Annotated in this window: 15 protein-coding genes (1 of these 15 only partly in view); 14 read left to right on the top strand and 1 reads right to left on the bottom strand. The window is 69.0% G+C overall.

The features are described 5' to 3' along the window. The first annotated feature begins 148 nt into the window (after positions 1–148). The 5 genes from pheS (at position 149) to H7F38_RS12145 (ending at position 6,635) form a co-directional block, all read left to right on the top strand. A complete protein-coding gene (gene pheS, locus H7F38_RS12125) occupies positions 149–1,252 on the top strand; it encodes a phenylalanine--tRNA ligase subunit alpha (RefSeq protein WP_187094279.1) in 1,104 nt (367 codons plus the stop codon). A gap of 5 nt (positions 1,253–1,257) precedes the next feature. Next, a complete protein-coding gene (pheT, locus tag H7F38_RS12130; RefSeq protein ID WP_187094280.1) occupies positions 1,258–3,735 on the top strand; it encodes a phenylalanine--tRNA ligase subunit beta in 2,478 nt (825 codons plus the stop codon). Positions 3,736–3,998: 263 nt separating this feature from the next. Next, on the top strand, positions 3,999–4,583 hold the full coding sequence (locus tag H7F38_RS12135; RefSeq protein WP_187094281.1) for a DUF5998 family protein: 585 nt from the start codon (positions 3,999–4,001) through the stop codon (positions 4,581–4,583). Between the two features lie 55 nt (positions 4,584–4,638). Continuing rightward, on the top strand, positions 4,639–5,751 hold the full coding sequence (locus tag H7F38_RS12140) for an alkaline phosphatase family protein (RefSeq protein ID WP_187094282.1): 1,113 nt from the start codon (positions 4,639–4,641) through the stop codon (positions 5,749–5,751). Positions 5,752–5,768: 17 nt separating this feature from the next. Continuing rightward, complete coding sequence (locus H7F38_RS12145) at positions 5,769–6,635, top strand: aldo/keto reductase (RefSeq protein WP_187094283.1); 867 nt, start codon at positions 5,769–5,771, stop codon at positions 6,633–6,635. Between the two features lie 82 nt (positions 6,636–6,717). On the opposite strand, the gene H7F38_RS12150 is transcribed toward H7F38_RS12145, so the two are convergent. Next, positions 6,718–9,009 (bottom strand): glycoside hydrolase family 3 N-terminal domain-containing protein, encoded by a 2,292-nt coding sequence (locus H7F38_RS12150; protein ID WP_187094284.1) that lies wholly within the window; start codon positions 9,007–9,009, stop codon positions 6,718–6,720. Between the two features lie 269 nt (positions 9,010–9,278). Here H7F38_RS12150 and argC point away from each other — a divergent pair, with 269 nt between their 5' ends. The 9 genes from argC to tyrS all read left to right on the top strand — a co-directional run. Then, complete coding sequence (gene argC, locus H7F38_RS12155; RefSeq protein WP_187094285.1) at positions 9,279–10,316, top strand: N-acetyl-gamma-glutamyl-phosphate reductase; 1,038 nt, start codon at positions 9,279–9,281, stop codon at positions 10,314–10,316. 14 nt (positions 10,317–10,330) lie between these two features. After that, positions 10,331–11,548, top strand: coding sequence for a bifunctional glutamate N-acetyltransferase/amino-acid acetyltransferase ArgJ (gene argJ, locus H7F38_RS12160; RefSeq protein ID WP_187094652.1), 1,218 nt, complete (start codon positions 10,331–10,333; stop codon positions 11,546–11,548). Then, a complete protein-coding gene (gene argB, locus H7F38_RS12165; RefSeq protein ID WP_187094286.1) occupies positions 11,545–12,498 on the top strand; it encodes an acetylglutamate kinase in 954 nt (317 codons plus the stop codon). Before argJ ends, argB begins: the two co-directional genes overlap by 4 nt. 38 nt (positions 12,499–12,536) lie before the next feature. Further along, on the top strand, positions 12,537–13,697 hold the full coding sequence (locus H7F38_RS12170; RefSeq protein WP_187094653.1) for an acetylornithine transaminase: 1,161 nt from the start codon (positions 12,537–12,539) through the stop codon (positions 13,695–13,697). Continuing rightward, complete coding sequence (gene argF, locus H7F38_RS12175) at positions 13,694–14,662, top strand: ornithine carbamoyltransferase (protein ID WP_187094287.1); 969 nt, start codon at positions 13,694–13,696, stop codon at positions 14,660–14,662. The genes H7F38_RS12170 and argF overlap by 4 nt, the downstream gene beginning before the upstream one ends. Before the next feature lie 8 nt (positions 14,663–14,670). After that, on the top strand, positions 14,671–15,171 hold the full coding sequence (locus H7F38_RS12180; protein ID WP_187094288.1) for an arginine repressor: 501 nt from the start codon (positions 14,671–14,673) through the stop codon (positions 15,169–15,171). 120 nt (positions 15,172–15,291) lie between these two features. Next, positions 15,292–16,647 (top strand): argininosuccinate lyase, encoded by a 1,356-nt coding sequence (argH, locus tag H7F38_RS12185; RefSeq protein ID WP_222618687.1) that lies wholly within the window; start codon positions 15,292–15,294, stop codon positions 16,645–16,647. Positions 16,648–16,798: 151 nt separating this feature from the next. After that, the gene (locus H7F38_RS12190; RefSeq protein ID WP_255498355.1) at positions 16,799–17,437 is read left to right on the top strand and encodes a DNA-3-methyladenine glycosylase; all 639 of its coding nucleotides are present in this window, start codon (positions 16,799–16,801) and stop codon (positions 17,435–17,437) included. 115 nt (positions 17,438–17,552) lie between these two features. Then, positions 17,553–17,918: the start of a tyrosine--tRNA ligase gene (gene tyrS, locus H7F38_RS12195; RefSeq protein WP_255498356.1), read on the top strand. It continues 930 nt past the right edge of the window; 366 of the gene's 1,296 nt are visible here — the first part of the coding sequence; its start codon is at positions 17,553–17,555; its stop codon lies beyond the right edge, outside the window.

A 17,918-nucleotide genomic window follows, 5' to 3' on the forward strand; every position in this document is an offset into this window, starting at 1 on the left:
GCCCGTTGCCGGGCACCGCGGCTGAACTGCTGCGCACCTCGGCCGACGGGCGCCCCGTGCTCCGCCCCGCCCACTCCACCCGTCCCCAGGGTGCATCCCCCGCCAGGTTCTCGTCAGCGATGATCCTGAGTCCGGAAGGTTCTTCCAGATGACCCAGCCCGAAGCCAAGGACGCTCAGTCTCTCGACCCTACCGACGCCGCGGCGGTCGAGGCGGCGGTGACGACCGCCCTCACCGCCGTTTCCGCAGCCACGGATATCGACGACCTGAAGGCGATCCGGCTCGCCCAGGCCGGGGACAGAAGTGCGCTGGCGCTGGCCAACCGAGCGATCGGCAAGCTCGACAAGTCGCAGAAGGCGATCGCCGGCCAGCTGATCGGGCCGGCCCGCGGGCGCGTCAACCAGGCCATTGCAGCGCGTGAGGTCGAACTGGCCGCGGAGCGCAACGCGCGGATGCTGGCGCAGGAGCGCGTCGACGTCACGCTCCCGTACGACCGTCATCCGGCCGGTGCCCGCCACCCGATCTCCACCGTCATCCGCGACATCGAGGACATCTTCGTCGGGATGGGATGGGAGGTGGCGCAGGGACCAGAACTGGAGACCGAATGGTTCAACTTCGACGCGCTGAACTTCGGCCCCGATCATCCGGCCAGGGCGATGCAGGACACCTTCTACGTGGCCGCCCAGGACGGGGAGGAATCCGGGTTGGTGTTGCGCACGCACACCTCTCCGGTCCAGGTGCGCACCATGCTCGGCCGGAAGCCGCCGATCTACGTCATCTGCCCGGGACGGGTCTACCGCACGGATGAACTCGACGCCACCCACACCCCGGTCTTCCACCAGGTCGAGGGACTTGCCATCGACACGGGCCTGACCATGGCGCACCTCAAGGGCACGCTGGACCATTTCGCCAAGGCCATGTTCGGCCCGGAATCGGTGACCCGGCTCCGGCCGTCCTTCTTCCCGTTCACCGAGCCCAGCGCCGAGATGGACGTCTGGTTCGAGGGAAAGAAGGGCGGGGCCGGCTGGGTGGAATGGGGTGGCTGCGGCATGGTCGACCCGGACGTGCTCCGTGCCGCGGGACTCGACCCGGGGACGTACTCCGGCTTCGCCTTCGGCATGGGCATCGAACGGACCCTGCAGTTCCGCAACGACATTCCCGACATGCGCGACCTGGTGGAGGGCGACGTGCGGTTCACCGCGGCCTTCGCGTTGCCTCCGGTCCCTGCTCGCAGCAATTCGAAGGAGTCCTGAAACTGATGCGTACGCCCGTTGAATGGCTCGCCGAATACGTCTCGCTGCCGGTCGGCACCACGGCCGCCGAGGTTGCGGATGCCCTGCTGCGCGTCGGGTTCGAGGTGGAGGACATCCACACCGTGCCAGAGACGACCGGCGACCTGGTGGTCGGTCAGGTGCTGAGCATCGAGGAACTGACCGAGTTCAAGAAGCCGATCCGGTTCGTCAGCGTCGACGTCGGCCCCGGGCACGGGCCGGACGGTTCGGACCAGCCCCGCGAGATCATCTGCGGGGCAAGAAACTTCACCGTCGGCGACAAGGTGGTGATCGCGCTGCCCGGCTCCGTGCTGCCCGGAGGTTTCGCGATCGCCTCGCGCAGCACCTACGGTCACATCTCGGACGGGATGATCTGCTCCGTCCGGGAACTCGGTATCGGGACCGAGCACGACGGGATCCTGGTGATCGATGCCGACACCGAGATCGGAATCGACGCACGGGATCTGATTGGCTCGCACGACGCGACCATCGAGTTGGCCATCACCGCCGACCGCGGCTACGCCCTGTCCATCCGGGGCCTGGCGCGGGAAGCCGGCGCCGCCTTCGACGTCCCGTTCGTCGACCCGGCGGCCGTCGCCGTCCCCGGCCGTGACGGGGCCGGCTGGCCCGTCACCATCGCCGATCCCGGCTGCGGCCGCTTCGTGACGGTGCGAGTCAGCGGCATCGACCCGACCGTTCCGTCCCCGTTCTGGATCCGTCGTCGTCTGCAGGCGGCCGGGATCAGAAGCATCTCGCTGGCCGTCGACGTGACGAACTACGTGATGATCGAGCTCGGACATCCGTTGCACGCCTTCGACTCCGGAAGGCTCACCGGTGACATCACGGTGCGCCGGGCCCTCGCGGGAGAGAAGCTGAAGACCCTCGACGGCAGTCTTCGCACCCTGGCGGCGGAGGATCTGCTCGTCACCGACGAGTCCGGTCCGATCTCGATGGCCGGCATCATGGGCGGCGAGTCGACCGAGATCTCCGACTCCACCACCGATGTGGTGATCGAGGCGGCGTACTGGGATCCGGTCTTCATCTCCCGTGCGGCCCGGCGCCACAAGCTGCCCAGCGAGGCGTCCCGACGTTTCGAACGTGGTGTCGATCCGGCGATCTCCGCCGTCGCGGCGGAAGCCGCGGCCCAGTTGCTGACCCGTTATGCCGGTGGAAGTGTCGTCGGGCGTTCCGACGTGCTCGGCACCCTCCCGGTCGCCCCGGTCATCCCGCTGCCGGGGGGTGAGTCGGCCCGACTTGCCGGTCGTCCGTACGAGAGGAGCGCGGTGGTCGGGCGGCTCGAACAGGTCGGCTGCACGATCGCGGACCCACAGGCCGATCCCCTGCAGGTGACGCCGCCGTCCTGGCGCCCTGACCTGACCAGGCCCGCCGACCTGGTCGAGGAGGTGGCCAGGCTGGAGGACTACGCAACCATCCCGTCGGTGCTGCCGGGCGCCCCGGCGGGGACCGGACTCACCGGCGCCCAACTCCGTGAGCGAGGCATCTCCGACGATCTGGCCGCGGCCGGACTCACCGAGGTGCTGGCCTTCCCGTTCGTCGGGATCGCCGATTTCGACGCGCTCGGGCTGGCGGCCGACGACGTCCGCCGGTCCACGAAGGTGCTGGTCAACCCGCTCGACGCCGAGCGTCCCGCGATGCGCACCACTCTGCTCCCTGGGTTGCTGGATGCCGTCACCCGCAACATCTCCCGCGGTGCGCGAGACCTCTCCTTCTACGAGATCGGGCAGGTCTTCCTGCCGCGTGCCGACGCTCCGCGGCCGATCCACGTCGGCGTCGATCGGCGTCCCACGCAGCCCGAACTCGACCTGCTGGACGCGAGTCTTCCGCTGCAGCCCAGGCACGTCGCGGTCGTGCTGGCCGGTGCGTTCGAGCGGCCCGGCTGGTGGGGCGGCGGTCGGGACGGGTCGTGGGCCGACGCCATCGAGATCGCCAGGCGGATCGGCCTGACCGCCGGTGTCGACCTGCGGGTGGTGCCGGCCGAGCAGGCGCCGTGGCACCCGGGTCGATGCGCGTCGATCCGGGTGGCCGACCGGATCATCGGCTACGCGGGCGAGCTGCACCCCGGGGTGGTCGAACGACTCGGTCTGCCGGCCCGTTCGGCGGTCCTGGAGATCGATCTGGACGCGCTGCCGGCGCGGGCGACTCCGGTGGCGCCGCGGATCTCCCCGTTCCCGCCCGTGCATCTGGACGTCGCGCTGGTGGTGACGAAGGAGGCGCTCGCACAGGACGTGACCGACGCCCTGGTGGCCGGTGGCGGCGATCTGCTGGAGTCGGTGCGGCTGTTCGACGTCTACTCCGGCGACCAGGTCGCGGGCGGATCCAAGTCGCTGGCCTTCGCCCTCGTGGTCCGGGCCCCCGACCGCACCCTGACCGCCGCCGACGCCCTCGCCGTCCGCGACGCCGCAGTGGCCCGCGCCGCCGCCAGCACCGGCGCCACCCTCCGCTGACCCCCGCTCGCTGACTCCTGCTGCCCCTGGCTGCCCGGGCTGTCCGACGGCTCGGGCTCGGGGTTGGCGTGGATCAACTTCGCAGGCATGGGCGAAAGTGATGACTTCTGTCCCACCCGTCCCAAAAGGGGGAAGTTGATCCATGCAGCCGGGTGGACGTCGATCCACACATCCGGCGGCAGGCGGACCCCGGCGGGCCGACCGGAGCCCGACTCGCGTCGGTGGACTGGGTGATCGGCCGGTAGGGATGCCAGGATGGATCCATGGCATCGCAGTTACCACCCGACCTGTCCCGAAAGATCCGCAAGGCGGGCTACTACCCGGCCTTCGTCACCGACGTCCTGGACATCGCCCTCGCCGACGAGCACGTCGACACCCACCTGGTGCATCTGGAGACGACCTTCGACGTGGAGACGATCCGGCGACACCTGTCCGTGGTGGCGCTGACGCCGACCAGGCTGATCTTCGTGCACGCCGATGATCACGGCGGCGACGAGGAGCACGGCGAGCAGTCGCACGGCATCGCCACCAGCGAGTCCGTTCCGCTGTCCGCGGTCAAGACGGTGATGGTGACCCACGTGGTGCCGGACCCCGAGAAGTACAAGGCCGGCAGCCTCGGTCGCGAGGTCACCGTGACGATCGGCTGGGGGGCGGTGGCGCGTCTCGATCTGGAGCCGGCCACGTGCGGTGATCCAGGGTGTGAAGCCGACCACGGGTACACGGGATCGATGACCGGGGACGACCTCTCCCTTCGGATCAGCGCCGACGCAGAGGGCGAGAACGAACTTGCGGACGCGCTGGCCTTCGCCAGGTTCCTGTCCGCAGCCACCGCGGCGTCCCGCGTATGAGAACGCCGGTCCACCGCCCGTTGTGCTCCGATCGCATGTCATGCCGGAGCCGGCGATGACCTCGCCCCTCGCCCCGGTCTACGACGCGTCCGCGCTGGGTGCGCTGTTGCCCGGGGTGGCGGCATCGCTCGGTGTGGCGACCTCCCTGCCGTCGGTCGCACTGCCGCCCGCCGAACGGGTCTGCGTGGTGCTGATCGATGGTCTCGGAGACCGTCTGCTCACCGACAATGCCTCGGACGCACCATTTCTGGCCTCCCTGCAGCGGTCCGTCCTGCGGGCGGGTTGCCCGAGTACGACGGCCACCTCGATGGGTTCGTTCGGCACCGGGCTCCCGCCCGGCCGTCACGGCCTTGTCGGGTACCAGGTGATGGATCCCCATCGCGGCGTGCTGCTCAACGAGCTGCGCTGGGACCCGGCCGTCGATCCCTACGCATGGCAGCCGTATCCGACCGTCTTCGAGATCCTGGTCTCGGCCGGGGTGGCCTGCACGGCGATCGGCAATCCGGAGTTCAAGGGCACCGGCCTGACGGTGGCCGCGTTGCGGGGGCCCAACTTCGTCGGCCTCGAAAAGCTGCACGACCGGGTCAACGCGGCGGTCGCCGCGCTCGCGCAGCCGGGTCTGGCCTACCTCTACTGGGGGCAGGTCGACACGGCCGGGCACGTCAACGGGGTGCGCAGCAGGGGTTGGCTCAGCACCCTGCGGGAGGTCGACGAGGCCGTCGCCCGATTGGCCCGGCTGCTCCCGACCGGCACCTTGCTCGTCGTCAGCGCAGATCACGGAATGGTGGATGTCCCACCGGGGTTCCGCGTCGATCTGGCCGACAGACGTGACCTGCAAACAGGTATCGACGTCCTGGCCGGCGAGGCCAGGTTCGCCCAGGCCTATTGTTCCGCCGGTGCCGCCGTCAGCGTGGCGGCCAGGCTCACCGATGCCTTCGGCTCCAGGGCCTGGGTGCGGACGCGTGAGCAGGCCATCGCTGCGGGCTGGTTCGGACCGGTGGACGACCGCGTCCTCGGCCGGATCGGTGACGTGGTCATCGCCGCTGCCGAGCAGTTCGTCTTCGTCGATTCCAGAACCGCTGCGGCACACGAACTCAAGCTCATCGGCCAGCACGGTTCGCTCACCGACGACGAACAGGTCGTGCCCCTGCTGCAGTACATCGCCTGACCAGAATGGAGAACAAGATGGAACAACGCAGACTCGGACGACTCGGCCACCGGAGCTCGGTGCTGATCTACGGCGCCGCCGCGCTGAGTGACGTCGACCAGGCCACCGCCGACAGATCGATCCAGCAGGCTCTTGACGCCGGGATCAACCACTTCGACGTGGCCGCCGGCTACGGCGATGCCGAATTGCGGCTGGGCCCGTGGATGACGCGTATCCGGCAGGACATCTTCCTGGCCACCAAGACGGAGGACAGGGACCGGGCATCGGCGTGGGCGTCGATCAATGCATCACTGCAGCGATTGCAGACCGACCGGGTCGACCTGCTGCAGCTGCACGCCGTCGGGGATCTCGAGACGCTGGATCGCGCAATGGGTCCCGGGGGAGCGCTCGAAGCGGCGGTGCAGGCCCAGCAGGAGGGTCTGGTCGGTGCCATCGGCATCACCGGCCACGGGACCGCAGCGGCTGCGACCCATCTCGAGGCGCTGCGCCGGTTCCCGTTCGCCACCGTCCTGACGCCACTCAACCCGGTGCTCTGGCGAGATGCCACGTTCCGGAACAGCTATGACGCTCTGGTGGCGGAGATCAAGAGTCAGGACGCCGGTCTCATGACGATCAAGACCGTGTCGCGCCGGAACTGGCCCGCGGCAACCGATCCCACCCATTCCACGTGGTACGAGCCGTACGACGACGACGTCAGGATCCGTGCCGCCGTCTCGTGGGTGCTGGATCACCAGGAGGTCACCGGGATTCCGACCGCGGGCGACGTCCGTCTGCTGGGGCACATCGTCGCGGCCGAGCAGAACCGGATGGACGTGGCTGACGCCGAGGCCGCCCTCCTGGCCGACCCCGAGTATTCGTCCCCGTTCTTGAACATGCCGTTCTGACCAGATCCGTTCTGACCACCACCGTTCCGAACCAGGCCGTGCTGTGCCGGGTCGCGGCGCTTGCCACGACCCGGCACGACCGTCACACCACCGTGAACGTCACCTTCTGATCAGCAGCGGAGCTGTTGCCGACGTACACCTCGACAAGGCCGGTCTCCACCAAAAAGCGGGCCCGGTTGTCGTAGAAGCCGACGTCGTCGGTGGTCAGGGTGAAGGTCACCCGCTTGCTCTGGCCCGCCTGCAGGCCGACCCGGCGGAACCCACGAAGCCGCCGTACCGGTTGCGCGATGCTTGCGACCGGATCGTGGACGTACAGCTGCACCACCTCGTCGCCGGCGACGGCTCCGGTGTTGACGACGTCGACGGACACGGTGAGATGTCCGCCGTGGCGGTTCATCCGCGGGGAGCTGAGCTTCGGCGCACTGATCGTGAAACTCGTGTAGCTCAGCCCGAATCCGAAGCCGTACAGAGGCCCGGTCGCGAGATCCAGATATTTCGAGGTGTACTTGTTGTTGGGATCCGCCGGCCGTCCGGTGTTCTGGTGGTTGTAGTAGATCGGAATCTGCCCGACGGCGCGGGGAAAGGAGACCGGCAGCTTGCCCCCAGGATTGACCTTGCCGAAAAGTACGTCTGCGACGGCATTCCCGGCTTCCACGCCCGGAGCCCAGGCTTCCAGGATCGCAGTGGCCGTGTCATGGGTGGACTGCAGCGTCAACGGCCGTCCGTTGAAGAGCACGACGACCACCGGCTTTCCGGCTACGACGACGGACGCGAGTAGCTGCTGTTGCACCCCGGGCAGATCGATGTTGCTGCGCGCCGAGGCTTCGCCACTCATCGCCGCGCTCTCGCCCAGGGCGAGCACCACCACGTCCGCGGCGGCCGCCGCGGCTGTCGCGGCAGCGAACCCGGACGTGTCCGCCGACTCGATGTCGCATCCCCTGGCGTAGGTCACCGACGCCGGACTGCCGGCGGCCGCTCTGATTCCGTCCAGCACCGTGACCGGTGGCGTCGTCCCCGCTCCGGTGCCGAGCCCGGACCAGGTGCCGTTCAGGTCGTAGGTGGCGACCGCCAACGGCCCGATCACGGCGACCTTTGCGGTCTTCTGCAGGGGTAGCACCGCCTGGTCGTTCTTGAGCAACACCATGGACCGACTGCCCGTCGAGCGGGCCTTCGCCCTGGCCGCCGCAGACACGGCGGTGACCTCACCGGCTTCATCGACGTAGGGGTGTTCGAAGAGACCGAGGGAGTACTTCACCCGCAGGATACGGCGCACTGCGTCGTCGATCTCGGACTGCGAGATCCGGCCCCTGGCCAGGAGTTCCTTGCCGAAATCGACATAGTTCGTCGACACCATCTCCATGTCGACGCCGGCCGTGATCCCGGCGGCCGCGGCATCGGCGCCGTCACCGGCGACGCCGTGCATGATCAGTTCCTGGATTCCGGTGTAGTCGCTGACCACGAATCCGTTGAAATCGAAAGCATCCTTGAGCACATTTCGAAGGGTGTAGGAATTTGCGTGCGCCGGGACGCCGGCGACGGTGTTGAACGAAGCCATCAGGGTGGCGACCCCGGCGGCGACCGAGGCCTTGAACGGCGGCAGGTAGTGGTTGTGCAGTTCCTGGATCGAGACGTCGACGGTGTTGTAGTCGCGGCCACCCTCGGTGCCGCCGTAGGCCACGTAGTGCTTGGCGCAGGCGGCCACCTTGTCCGGCGCCGAGTAGTCCGAGCCCTGGTACCCGCGGACCTTGGCCACCGCCATCTGGCTGGCCAGGTACGGATCTTCACCATCGCCCTCGGCGATCCGGCCCCACCGCGGCTCGTGGGTGACGTCCATCATCGGCGAGTACGTCCAGTTGATGCCGCTGCGGCGGGCCTCCGCCGCGGAGACGATCGCGTCGGTCTCGGCCACGGCCGGGTCGAAGCTGGAGGCCTGGCCCAGCGGGATCGGGAAATTGGTGGTGTAGCCGTGGATCACGTCGAGGCCGAAGATCAGCGGGATGCCCAGCCGGGTGTGCTGGACGGCCTGCTTCTGCAGTGCGTTCAGCTGGGCGGCTCCGATCACCGAGAACACGCCTCCGCACGGCGTGGTGGCCAGCGCCTTTCTGGCCAGGTCCGGTGTGTTGACGAGCTGGAGTTGGCCGAGTTTCTCCGCCAGCGTCATCCGCTTCAGCAGGGCGCCGACGCGTTGTTCGACCTTCTTGTTCAGGGGTGGTGATCCGGCCGGATCGGTGGCCGGCACCGGGACGGTGGTCTGGACTGGCGTGGCTGCCGATGCTTCGGGTCCGGTCAGCAGGCTGGTGGACAGCGCGCCGATGACGGCGGTTCCTCCGAGGCCGGCCAGGGCGGATCGCCGGGACAGTTGGTGATCGGTCATCGTTGACTCCTCGTTGTTGTCGGGACTCCTCCGACCATATGCCGCGCAGGAAGCCGTCTCTCGAGGGGGCCGATCAGCTTTCGGGCAAACCTCCTGCATGGATCAAAGTGCCCCATTTGGGACAGGAGGGACAGGAGTAGTCAAGATCGCCCATGCCTGCGATGTTGATCCACGCCGAAGAGGGGGTTGACCACGCCGAACAGGGGGGTGCTCCACGCCAAGCAGGGCCAGCGGATATTCATGCATGAGGGTGTATAGTTTCGTGGATCATGACAGAGAAGATCTACCGTGCGGCCGTGGCCGGTGCCAGTGGGTACGCCGGGGGAGAGATCCTCCGGTTGCTGCTGGCCCACCCCCGGATCGAGATCGGCGCCCTGACGGCCAATGCGAGCGCCGGCGACCGCGTCGCCCTGCACCAGCCCCACCTCGGGCCGCTGGCCGACCGCATCCTCGAGCCCACCAACCGTGACACGCTGGCCGGCCACGACGTCGTGTTCCTGGCGCTCCCGCACGGCCACTCGCACCAGGTGGCCGCCGAACTCGGTCCTGACGTGGTGGTCATCGACTGCGGCGCCGACCACCGGCTGACCGATCCCGCCGCCTGGGAGAAGTACTACGGTGGCGCCCATCCGGGACAGTGGCCCTACGGGATGCCCGAGTTGCCCGGCGGCCGCGCGAAACTCGGGGGCGCCCATCGGGTCGCCGTGCCCGGTTGCTATCCCACCGCTGCGTCCCTGTCGATGGCACCCGCCCTCGCGGCCGGTCTGGTCGAGACCGACGTGGTGGTCGTCGCCGCGTCCGGGACCTCCGGGGCGGGCAAGTCCCTCAAGGTCAACCTGTTGGCGTCGGAGGTGATCGGGTCGGCCTCGGCCTACGGAGTCGGTGGGACCCATCGACACACCCCGGAGATGATTCAGAACCTTTCTGCCGCAGCTGGTTCGCCGGTCCGGGTGTCCTTCACGCCGGTGCTGGTGCCGATGTCGCGGGGCATCCTGTCGACCTGCAGCGCGGCGCTCAAGCCGGGTGTCACCGAGGCGGAGGTTCGAACCGCCTACGAGAGCGCCTACCAGGAAGAACCTTTCGTGCACCTGCTGCCGGAGGGTCAGTGGCCGACGACGAGTGCGGTGCTCGGGGCCAACACGCTGCTGCTGCAGCTGGCCGTGGATGCCGGCGCCGGCCGTCTGGTCGTCGTCGCAGCGATCGACAATCTGACCAAGGGCACCGGCGGCGCCGCCGTGCAGTGCCTCAACCTGGCGCTCGGACTGCCCGAGACGACCGGCCTTTCGACCGTGGGAGTAGCACCGTGAGCACCGACCAGACCGTGAGCACCGACCAGACCAAGGGCACCGACCGGGTTCCGGCGCCCGGCAACGACGGCGTCACTTCGCCGAGGGGTTTCCGGGCGGCCGGTGTCACGGCCGGCCTGAAGGCCTCCGGCACGCCCGACGTCGGCCTCGTCGTCAACGACGGGCCGCTCCAGCACGCCGCCGGTGTCTTCACGAGCAACCGGGTCAAGGCGGCCCCGGTGCGCTGGTGCGAGCAGATCTTCTCCGGCACCGGCGATTTCACTCCGGCGTTGGCCGCCGTCATCCTCAACTCCGGCGGCGCGAACGCCTGTACCGGGCCGGCGGGTTATGCCGACACCGTCGCCACCGCCGAGCATCTCGCGTCCGCCCTCGCCGTGTCCTCGACCCGGATCGCCGTCTGCTCCACCGGTCTGATCGGCGAGCGGCTGCCGATGGACAAGCTCCTGGCCGGCTCCACCGCCGCCGTAGCCGCCCTCACCGATGACGGCGGAGAAGCGGCGGCCACAGCGATCATGACGACCGACACCGTCGCCAAGCAGGTCAGCATCAGCGTCGGCGGGTTCACCGTCGGAGGGATGGCCAAGGGCGCCGGCATGCTGGCCCCCGCCCTGGCCACCATGCTGGTGGTCCTCACCACCGACGCGGTCGCCGACAACACCGACCTGGACACGGCTCTGCGCGCTGCCACCCGCGTGTCTTTCGACCGGCTGGACTCCGACGGTGCCATGTCCACCAACGACACGGTGCTGCTGCTGGCCTCCGGCGCGTCCGGTGTGCAGCCGTCCCTTGACGTGCTGACCGCGGTCGTCACAAGGGTCTGCAAGGACCTGGCCACCCAACTGATGGCCGACGCCGAGGGCGCGACCAAGGAGATCTCGATCGAGGTGGTGCACGCAGCGTCCGAGGACGATGCAGTGGAGGTCGGCCGGGTGGTGGCCCGCAACAGCCTGGTGAAGACCGCGTTCTTCGGCGGTGACGCCAACTGGGGTCGCATCCTGGCCGCCGTCGGCACCAGCAGGGCGGCCTTCGACCCCGACCTGATCGACGTCGCCATCAACGGCGTGTGGATCTGCCACGAGGGTTCCACGGGTGAGGACAGGTCCAAGGTCGACCTGAGCGCGCGAAAGGCCCACGTCGTCATCGATCTGCACGCCGGCACCGAGACCGCGACGATCCTGACCAACGATCTCTCGCACGCCTACGTCCACGAGAACTCGGCGTACTCGACATGATCGATCTGAAACCGGCCGATCTGGAGCCCCGCGACGTCGCCGATCTGCGCCATGCGGCCGCCAGGGCCACGGTGCTGGCGGACGCGCTGCCCTGGCTGCAGCAGTTCGCCGGAGCTCTGGTGGTCGTCAAGTACGGCGGCAACGCGATGACGGACAAGTCCCTCCAGCAGGCCTTCGCCGCGGACATGGTCTTCCTGCGGACCGTCGGGCTCCGGCCGGTCGTCGTCCACGGCGGCGGTCCCCAGATCAGTTCGATGCTCACACGTCTCGGTATGACCGGTGAATTCAAGGGCGGGTTCCGGGTGACCACCCCCGAGACGATGGACGTCGTCCGGATGGTGCTGGTCGGCCAGGTCGGGCGCGAACTGGTCGGCCTGATCAACAAGCACGGCCCGCTGGCGGTCGGGATGTCCGGTGAGGACGCAGGTCTGTTCACCGCCGCCCGCCGAACGGTGTCCGTCGATGGCGTGCAGACCGACATCGGGCTGGTCGGCGACGTGGTCGACGTCAACCCCGCCGCGGTGCTGGACCTGTTGGATGCCGGCCGCATCCCGGTGATCTCCACCGTCGCCCCCGATGTCCACGGTGTGGTCCACAACGTCAACGCCGACACGGCCGCCGCCGCGCTGGCCATTGCGCTGGGCGCCGCAAAACTGTTGGTGCTGACGGATGTCGAGGGCCTCTACGCGAACTGGCCGGACAGATCCTCCTTGCTGTCGCGGATCTCGGTCGAGGCACTGGAGAAGATGTTGCCCACCTTGGAGTCGGGCATGGTGCCGAAGATGGAAGGCTGCCTCCGTGCGGTACGCGGCGGAGTGGCCGCGGCCCATGTCATCGACGGCCGGGTGCCGCACGCCGTGCTGCTGGAGATCGTCACCAGCGAAGGAATCGGAACCATGGTCGTACCCGGCCCCGCCGCCGGACCAACCCCAGTCGAGGAGCAGTCGTGAACAGCAATCAGGTGGCCGCCGACCGGTGGGCCGGAGCGATGATGAGCAACTTCGGCGTGCCGAAGGTCGAGTTGGTCTCCGGCCTCGGTGCCGTGGTGAAGGACGCCGACGGGAAGGAGTACCTCGACCTGCTCGGCGGGATCGCGGTCAACTCGCTGGGCCACGCGCATCCCGCGGTGGTGACGGCCGTCAGCGAGCAGATCGCGACCCTGGGCCACGTCTCGAACTTCTTCACCCACCCCAGGGTGCTGGAACTGGCCGAGCAACTCCTGCGGATCGTCGGCGCGCCGGAGGACGGCCGGGCGCTGTTCTGCAACTCCGGCGCCGAGGCGAACGAGGCCGCGTTCAAGATGGCCAGGCTGACCGGCCGCCCGCGGATGATCGCCGCCGACGGCGGATTCCACGGACGCACCATGGGAGCCCTGGCCCTCACCGGTCAGCCCGGCAAGCGCGCTCCTTTCGAGCCGATGCCGGCCGGGGTGGAATTCATCCCCTACGGCGATGTCGAGGCGCTGCGCGCGGTAGTCGACGAGACCGTGGCCGCGGTGTTCCTGGAGCCGATCCAGGGTGAGGCCGGCGTCATCCCGGCCCCGGACGGCTATCTGGCCGCGGCCCGCGAGATCACCTCGCAGCACGGCGTCCTGCTGGTGCTCGACGAGGTGCAGACCGGCATCGGCCGCACCGGCCAGTGGTTTGCCCATCAGACCGCCGGCGTCCGGCCCGACATCGTCACGCTGGCCAAGGGTCTCGGTGGCGGGCTGCCGATCGGCGCCGTCATCGGCATCGGCCCGGCTGCGAAGCTGCTCTCGGCCGGCCAGCACGGCTCGACCTTCGCAGGGAACCCGGTCTGCGCGGCGGCGGCCCTCGCCGTGCTGGCCACCATCGAGAAGGACCGGCTCCTGGACCATGTCGACGCGCTGGGCAAGCATTTGTCCACCGCAATCGAGGATCTCGGGCACCCGCTGGTGGACCACGTACGCGGCGCCGGCCTCCTGCTGGGCATCGTACTGACCGAAAACCTCTCGGGCGAAACAGCAGCCGCGGCCATGGAGGCCGGCTTCATCATCAACGCACCCGGGCCGGACGTGTTGCGACTGGCGCCGCCGCTGATCCTGACCACCGAGCAGGCCGACTCGTTCGTCCAGGCCCTGCCGGGGATCCTGGATACCGCTCTGGCCTCGAAGAAGGACGAATCATGATCAGGCACTACCTCAGGGACGACGACGTCTCCCCGGCCGAGCTGATCGCCCTACTCGACCTGGCGGACGCCTACAAGGCCGACCGGTACGGGTTCACACCCCTCGCGGGCAAGGCGGTTGCGGCCGTGTTCGAGAAGAACTCCACCCGTACCAGGTTGTCGTTCGAGGTGGGCATCAGCCAGCTCGGGGGTCAACCGGTGATCGTCGACGGCCGGACTTCGCAGCTCGGCCGGGAGGAAACCATCGAGGACACGTCCCGCGTGCTGTCGCGCTACGTCGACGCCGTCGCCATCCGGACGTTCGCGCAGCGGCGGATCAATGCCCTGGCCAGCGTTTCCACCGTCCCGGTGATCAACGCGCTGACCGATGAGTTCCACCCCTGCCAGGTGCTGGCCGACCTGCAGACCATCCGCGAGCGGTTCGGACGCCTGAAAGGTCTGACGCTGACCTACCTCGGGGACGGAGCCAACAACATGTCGCACTCGCTCATGCTGGGCGGCGCGAATGCCGGTCTGCACGTGCGGATCTCGTCCCCGGTCGGGTTCGACCCGCAGCAGGACGTCCTGCTGGCGGCCAAGGAACGCGCGGCGCTCACCGGCGGCACGATCGAGTTGATCACGGACCCGGGGGTCGCAGTCGCCGGGGCCGACGTCCTGGTGACCGACACCTGGACCTCGATGGGTCAGGAGAACGACGGACTCGATCGGGTGGGGCCCTTCCGCCCCTACCAGATCAACCGAGAACTGTTGAGCAGCGCCAACACCGGCTCGATCGTGCTCCACTGCCTCCCGGCGCACCGCGGCTGGGAGATCACCGACGAGGTGCTCGACGGACCGCACTCCGCCGTCTGGGACGAGGCCGAGAATCGTTTGCATGCGCAGAAGGCTCTGCTGGCATTCCTGGTCGGGCTGGCCGCGGCCGACGCCGCAGGCCACGCTGCCGCAGACCACGCCGCCGCGGTCTGACGAACCTGATGACGACCATCAACGTCCCGGCCACCAAGGCGGCCCGGCACGGCCGGATCACCGACCTGATCCGGGACAGCGCCATCCGCTCCCAGGGCGAGCTGATGGCGCTGCTGGAGTCCGAGGGGGTGCACACCACCCAGGCCACGCTGTCCAGGGATCTTGAGGAGCTCGGCGCGCTCAAGCTCCGGGGCGTCGACGGCGGAGCCCCCATCTACGTCATCCCCGAGGACGGCTCACCTCGTCCGATGGCCGGTGGAACCTCCCGCCTGGCCAGACTTTTCAGTGAACTGCTGCTCTCCTACGACACCTCCGGCAACCTGGTGGTGCTGCGTACCCCGCCCGGGGCGGCACAGTTCCTTGCGTCGGCGATCGACCGCGCGGCCCTGGTCGACGTCATCGGGACCATCGCCGGGGATGACACCATCCTGGTGGTGGCCAGAGCCGGCCTGTCCGGCGAGGAACTGGGCCAGCGGTTGGCGGCCTACTCGCAGAGCCATCCGGACTGACATCCTTGGCCCGGACCAACCGATGGACGACCGAATGACAGAGCGGACAGTGGGCAAGTGAGTTCAGAAGCACCCGTGGCACTCTGGGGCGGCCGATTCTCCGGCGGTCCGTCTCCGGAGATGGCCGCGCTGTCGAAGTCGACCCAGTTCGACTGGCGGCTGGCGCAGTACGACATCTCCGGGTCCAGGGCCCACGCCCGCGTGCTGCACCACGCCGGGCTGCTCACCGAGGCCGAGCTGGACGGCATGCTGTCCGCGCTGACGGTGCTCTCCGTCGACGTCGCCGACGGGTCGTTCACGCCGAACGAGGACGACGAAGACGTCCACACCGCACTCGAACGCGGGCTGCTCGACCGTGCGGGCAGCGAACTCGGGGGAAAGCTGCGGGCCGGCCGGTCCCGCAACGACCAGGTCGCCACGCTGTACCGGCTTTACCTGCGGGACGGTGCCCGCCGGGTGGTGCGACTGCTGCTGGACCTGCAGGAGGCATTCCTGCAGCAGGCCGACCGTCATGCCGGGGTGGCGATGCCCGGCCGCACGCACTTCCAGCACGCCCAACCGGTGCTGCTCGCGCACCACCTGGCGGCCCACGCGCAGGCCCTGGTGCGCGACATCGACCGCATCCGCGACTGGGATCGCCGGGCCTCGGTCTCCCCCTACGGCTCGGGGGCGTTGGCCGGGTCCTCCCTCGGCCTCGACCCGGAGGCGGTCGCGAAGGAACTCGGCCTCGACTCCGCCTCGGCGAACTCCATCGACGGCACCGCCTCCCGCGACTTCGCCGCCGAGCTGGCCTTCTGCTTCGCGATGATCGGCGTCGACCTGTCGCGCTGGGCCGAGGAGGTCGTCATCTTCACGACCGCAGAATTCGGCTACGCACGGCTGGACGACGCCTTCGCGACCGGATCCTCGATCATGCCGCAGAAGAAGAACCCGGACATCGCGGAGCTGACGCGCGGAAAGTCGGGTCGCCTGATCGGCAACCTGACCGGTCTGCTGGCCACCCTCAAGGGCCTTCCGCTGGCGTACAACCGGGACCTGCAGGAGGACAAGGAACCGCTGATCGACTCGCTCGAGCAGCTGGAGGTGCTGCTGCCGGCATTGACCGGACTCACCGCCACCCTGACGTTCGACGCCGAGCGTTTGACCTCGATGGCCGGCGCCGGTTTCTCGCTGGCCACCGACATCGCGGAGTGGCTGGTCAAGCAGGGTGTGCCGTTCCGCGTCGCGCACGAGGCGGCCGGCGAGTGCGTCTCCCTGGCCGAGGCCACGAACCGCGAGCTGGACGCGCTGACCGACGCAGAGTTCGCCGCCATCTCGCCCGAGCTCACCCCCGGGGTGCGGGCCGTGTTGACCGTCGAGGGGTCGATGGCCTCCCGGGACGGGGTGGGCGGGACGGCTCCGATCCGGGTCGCCGAGCAACTGGACGCCCTGCGGGCAGTGATCGCCGCGGACCGCGAATGGCTGGCGCGGCCCTGACCCCGCCCCCGCCGCCCGGCGCTGGGCCGGTCCCGGGTGCGGCGTGGATCAACTTCGCAGGCATGGGCGAAATTGACGACTTCTGTCCCACCTGCCCCAAAACTGCGAAGTTGATCCATGCAGCCCGGCTCACCGCCAGTCGGCCCGCCGCGTGACTGCTCTGGGCCGACAGCTTGCGCGGTCGTCGCTGGCTGGTGATGCGGTCCAACTCGCTCCGACCCTGCTGGGCCGGGTGATCGTGTCCGACACTCCGGAGGGTCGGGTGGCCGTGCGCCTGACGGAGGTCGAGGCCTACCGCGGAGCCGACGACCCGGCGTCGCACGCCTACCGGGGCACGACCGCACGCAACTTGCCGATGTTCGGCGAGCCCGGGCACCTCTACACCTATTTTGTCTACGGAATGCATTGGTGCGCCAATGTTGTCGCTGGCCGGGCCGGTCAGCCCTCCGCCGTGCTGCTGCGCGCGGGCGAGGTAGTCATCGGCCACGAACTGGCAGCTTCGAGACGATCGGATCGCACGAAGGTCGAGCACCTCGCACGGGGGCCCGCCGGCCTTGCGTCGGTGCTCGGACTGGCCGCAGATCAGAACGGCATGGATCTGTGCGTCCCCGGCTCCACCATCTCGATCCGGAGCGGCGCACGATTGCCGGCCGAGTCGGTGCAGACCGGGCCCAGGGTCGGGGTCAATGTCGGCGTCGAGCAGCCGTGGAGGTTCTGGGAGGCCGGTGCCCCCTCGGTCTCGATCTTCCGGCCGGGCGTGCGGCGTCACCGGAACCGGCCGACTTCCTGACGTCACCCCGCGCAGACCCGTCCGCCCGCCCACGGTCGGCGTGGACCGATCGCGGCACGGGATCGTGGGCACGTGCGGGAGAGGTCCGTGGTCGGCCGATGGGAGGATGGGGAACGTGCCCGACCTGAACTCCACCGCGCCTGCCGGCTCCGCCTCCGTCCTGGACGACCTCCGATGGCGAGGTCTGATTGCGCAGTCCACCGACGAGTCCGAACTCGCCACCGCGATGGCAGCGGGGCCGATCACCTTCTACGGTGGGTTCGATCCGACGGCCAGGAGCCTGCACATCGGCAACCTGGTGTTGCTCCTGACGATGCGCCGCATCCAGTCGGCCGGGCATCTTCCGCTGGGGCTGGTCGGCGGCGCCACCGGACTGATCGGTGATCCTCGGATGTCCGGCGAGCGCGTCCTCAACGGCCCGGACGTCGTCGCCGACTGGGTAGCCCAGATCCAGGCGCAGGTGGAGAAATACCTGGACTTC

The organism is Nakamurella sp. PAMC28650, from assembly GCF_014303395.1.
Taxonomy (GTDB): Bacteria; Actinomycetota; Actinomycetes; order Mycobacteriales; family Nakamurellaceae; genus Nakamurella.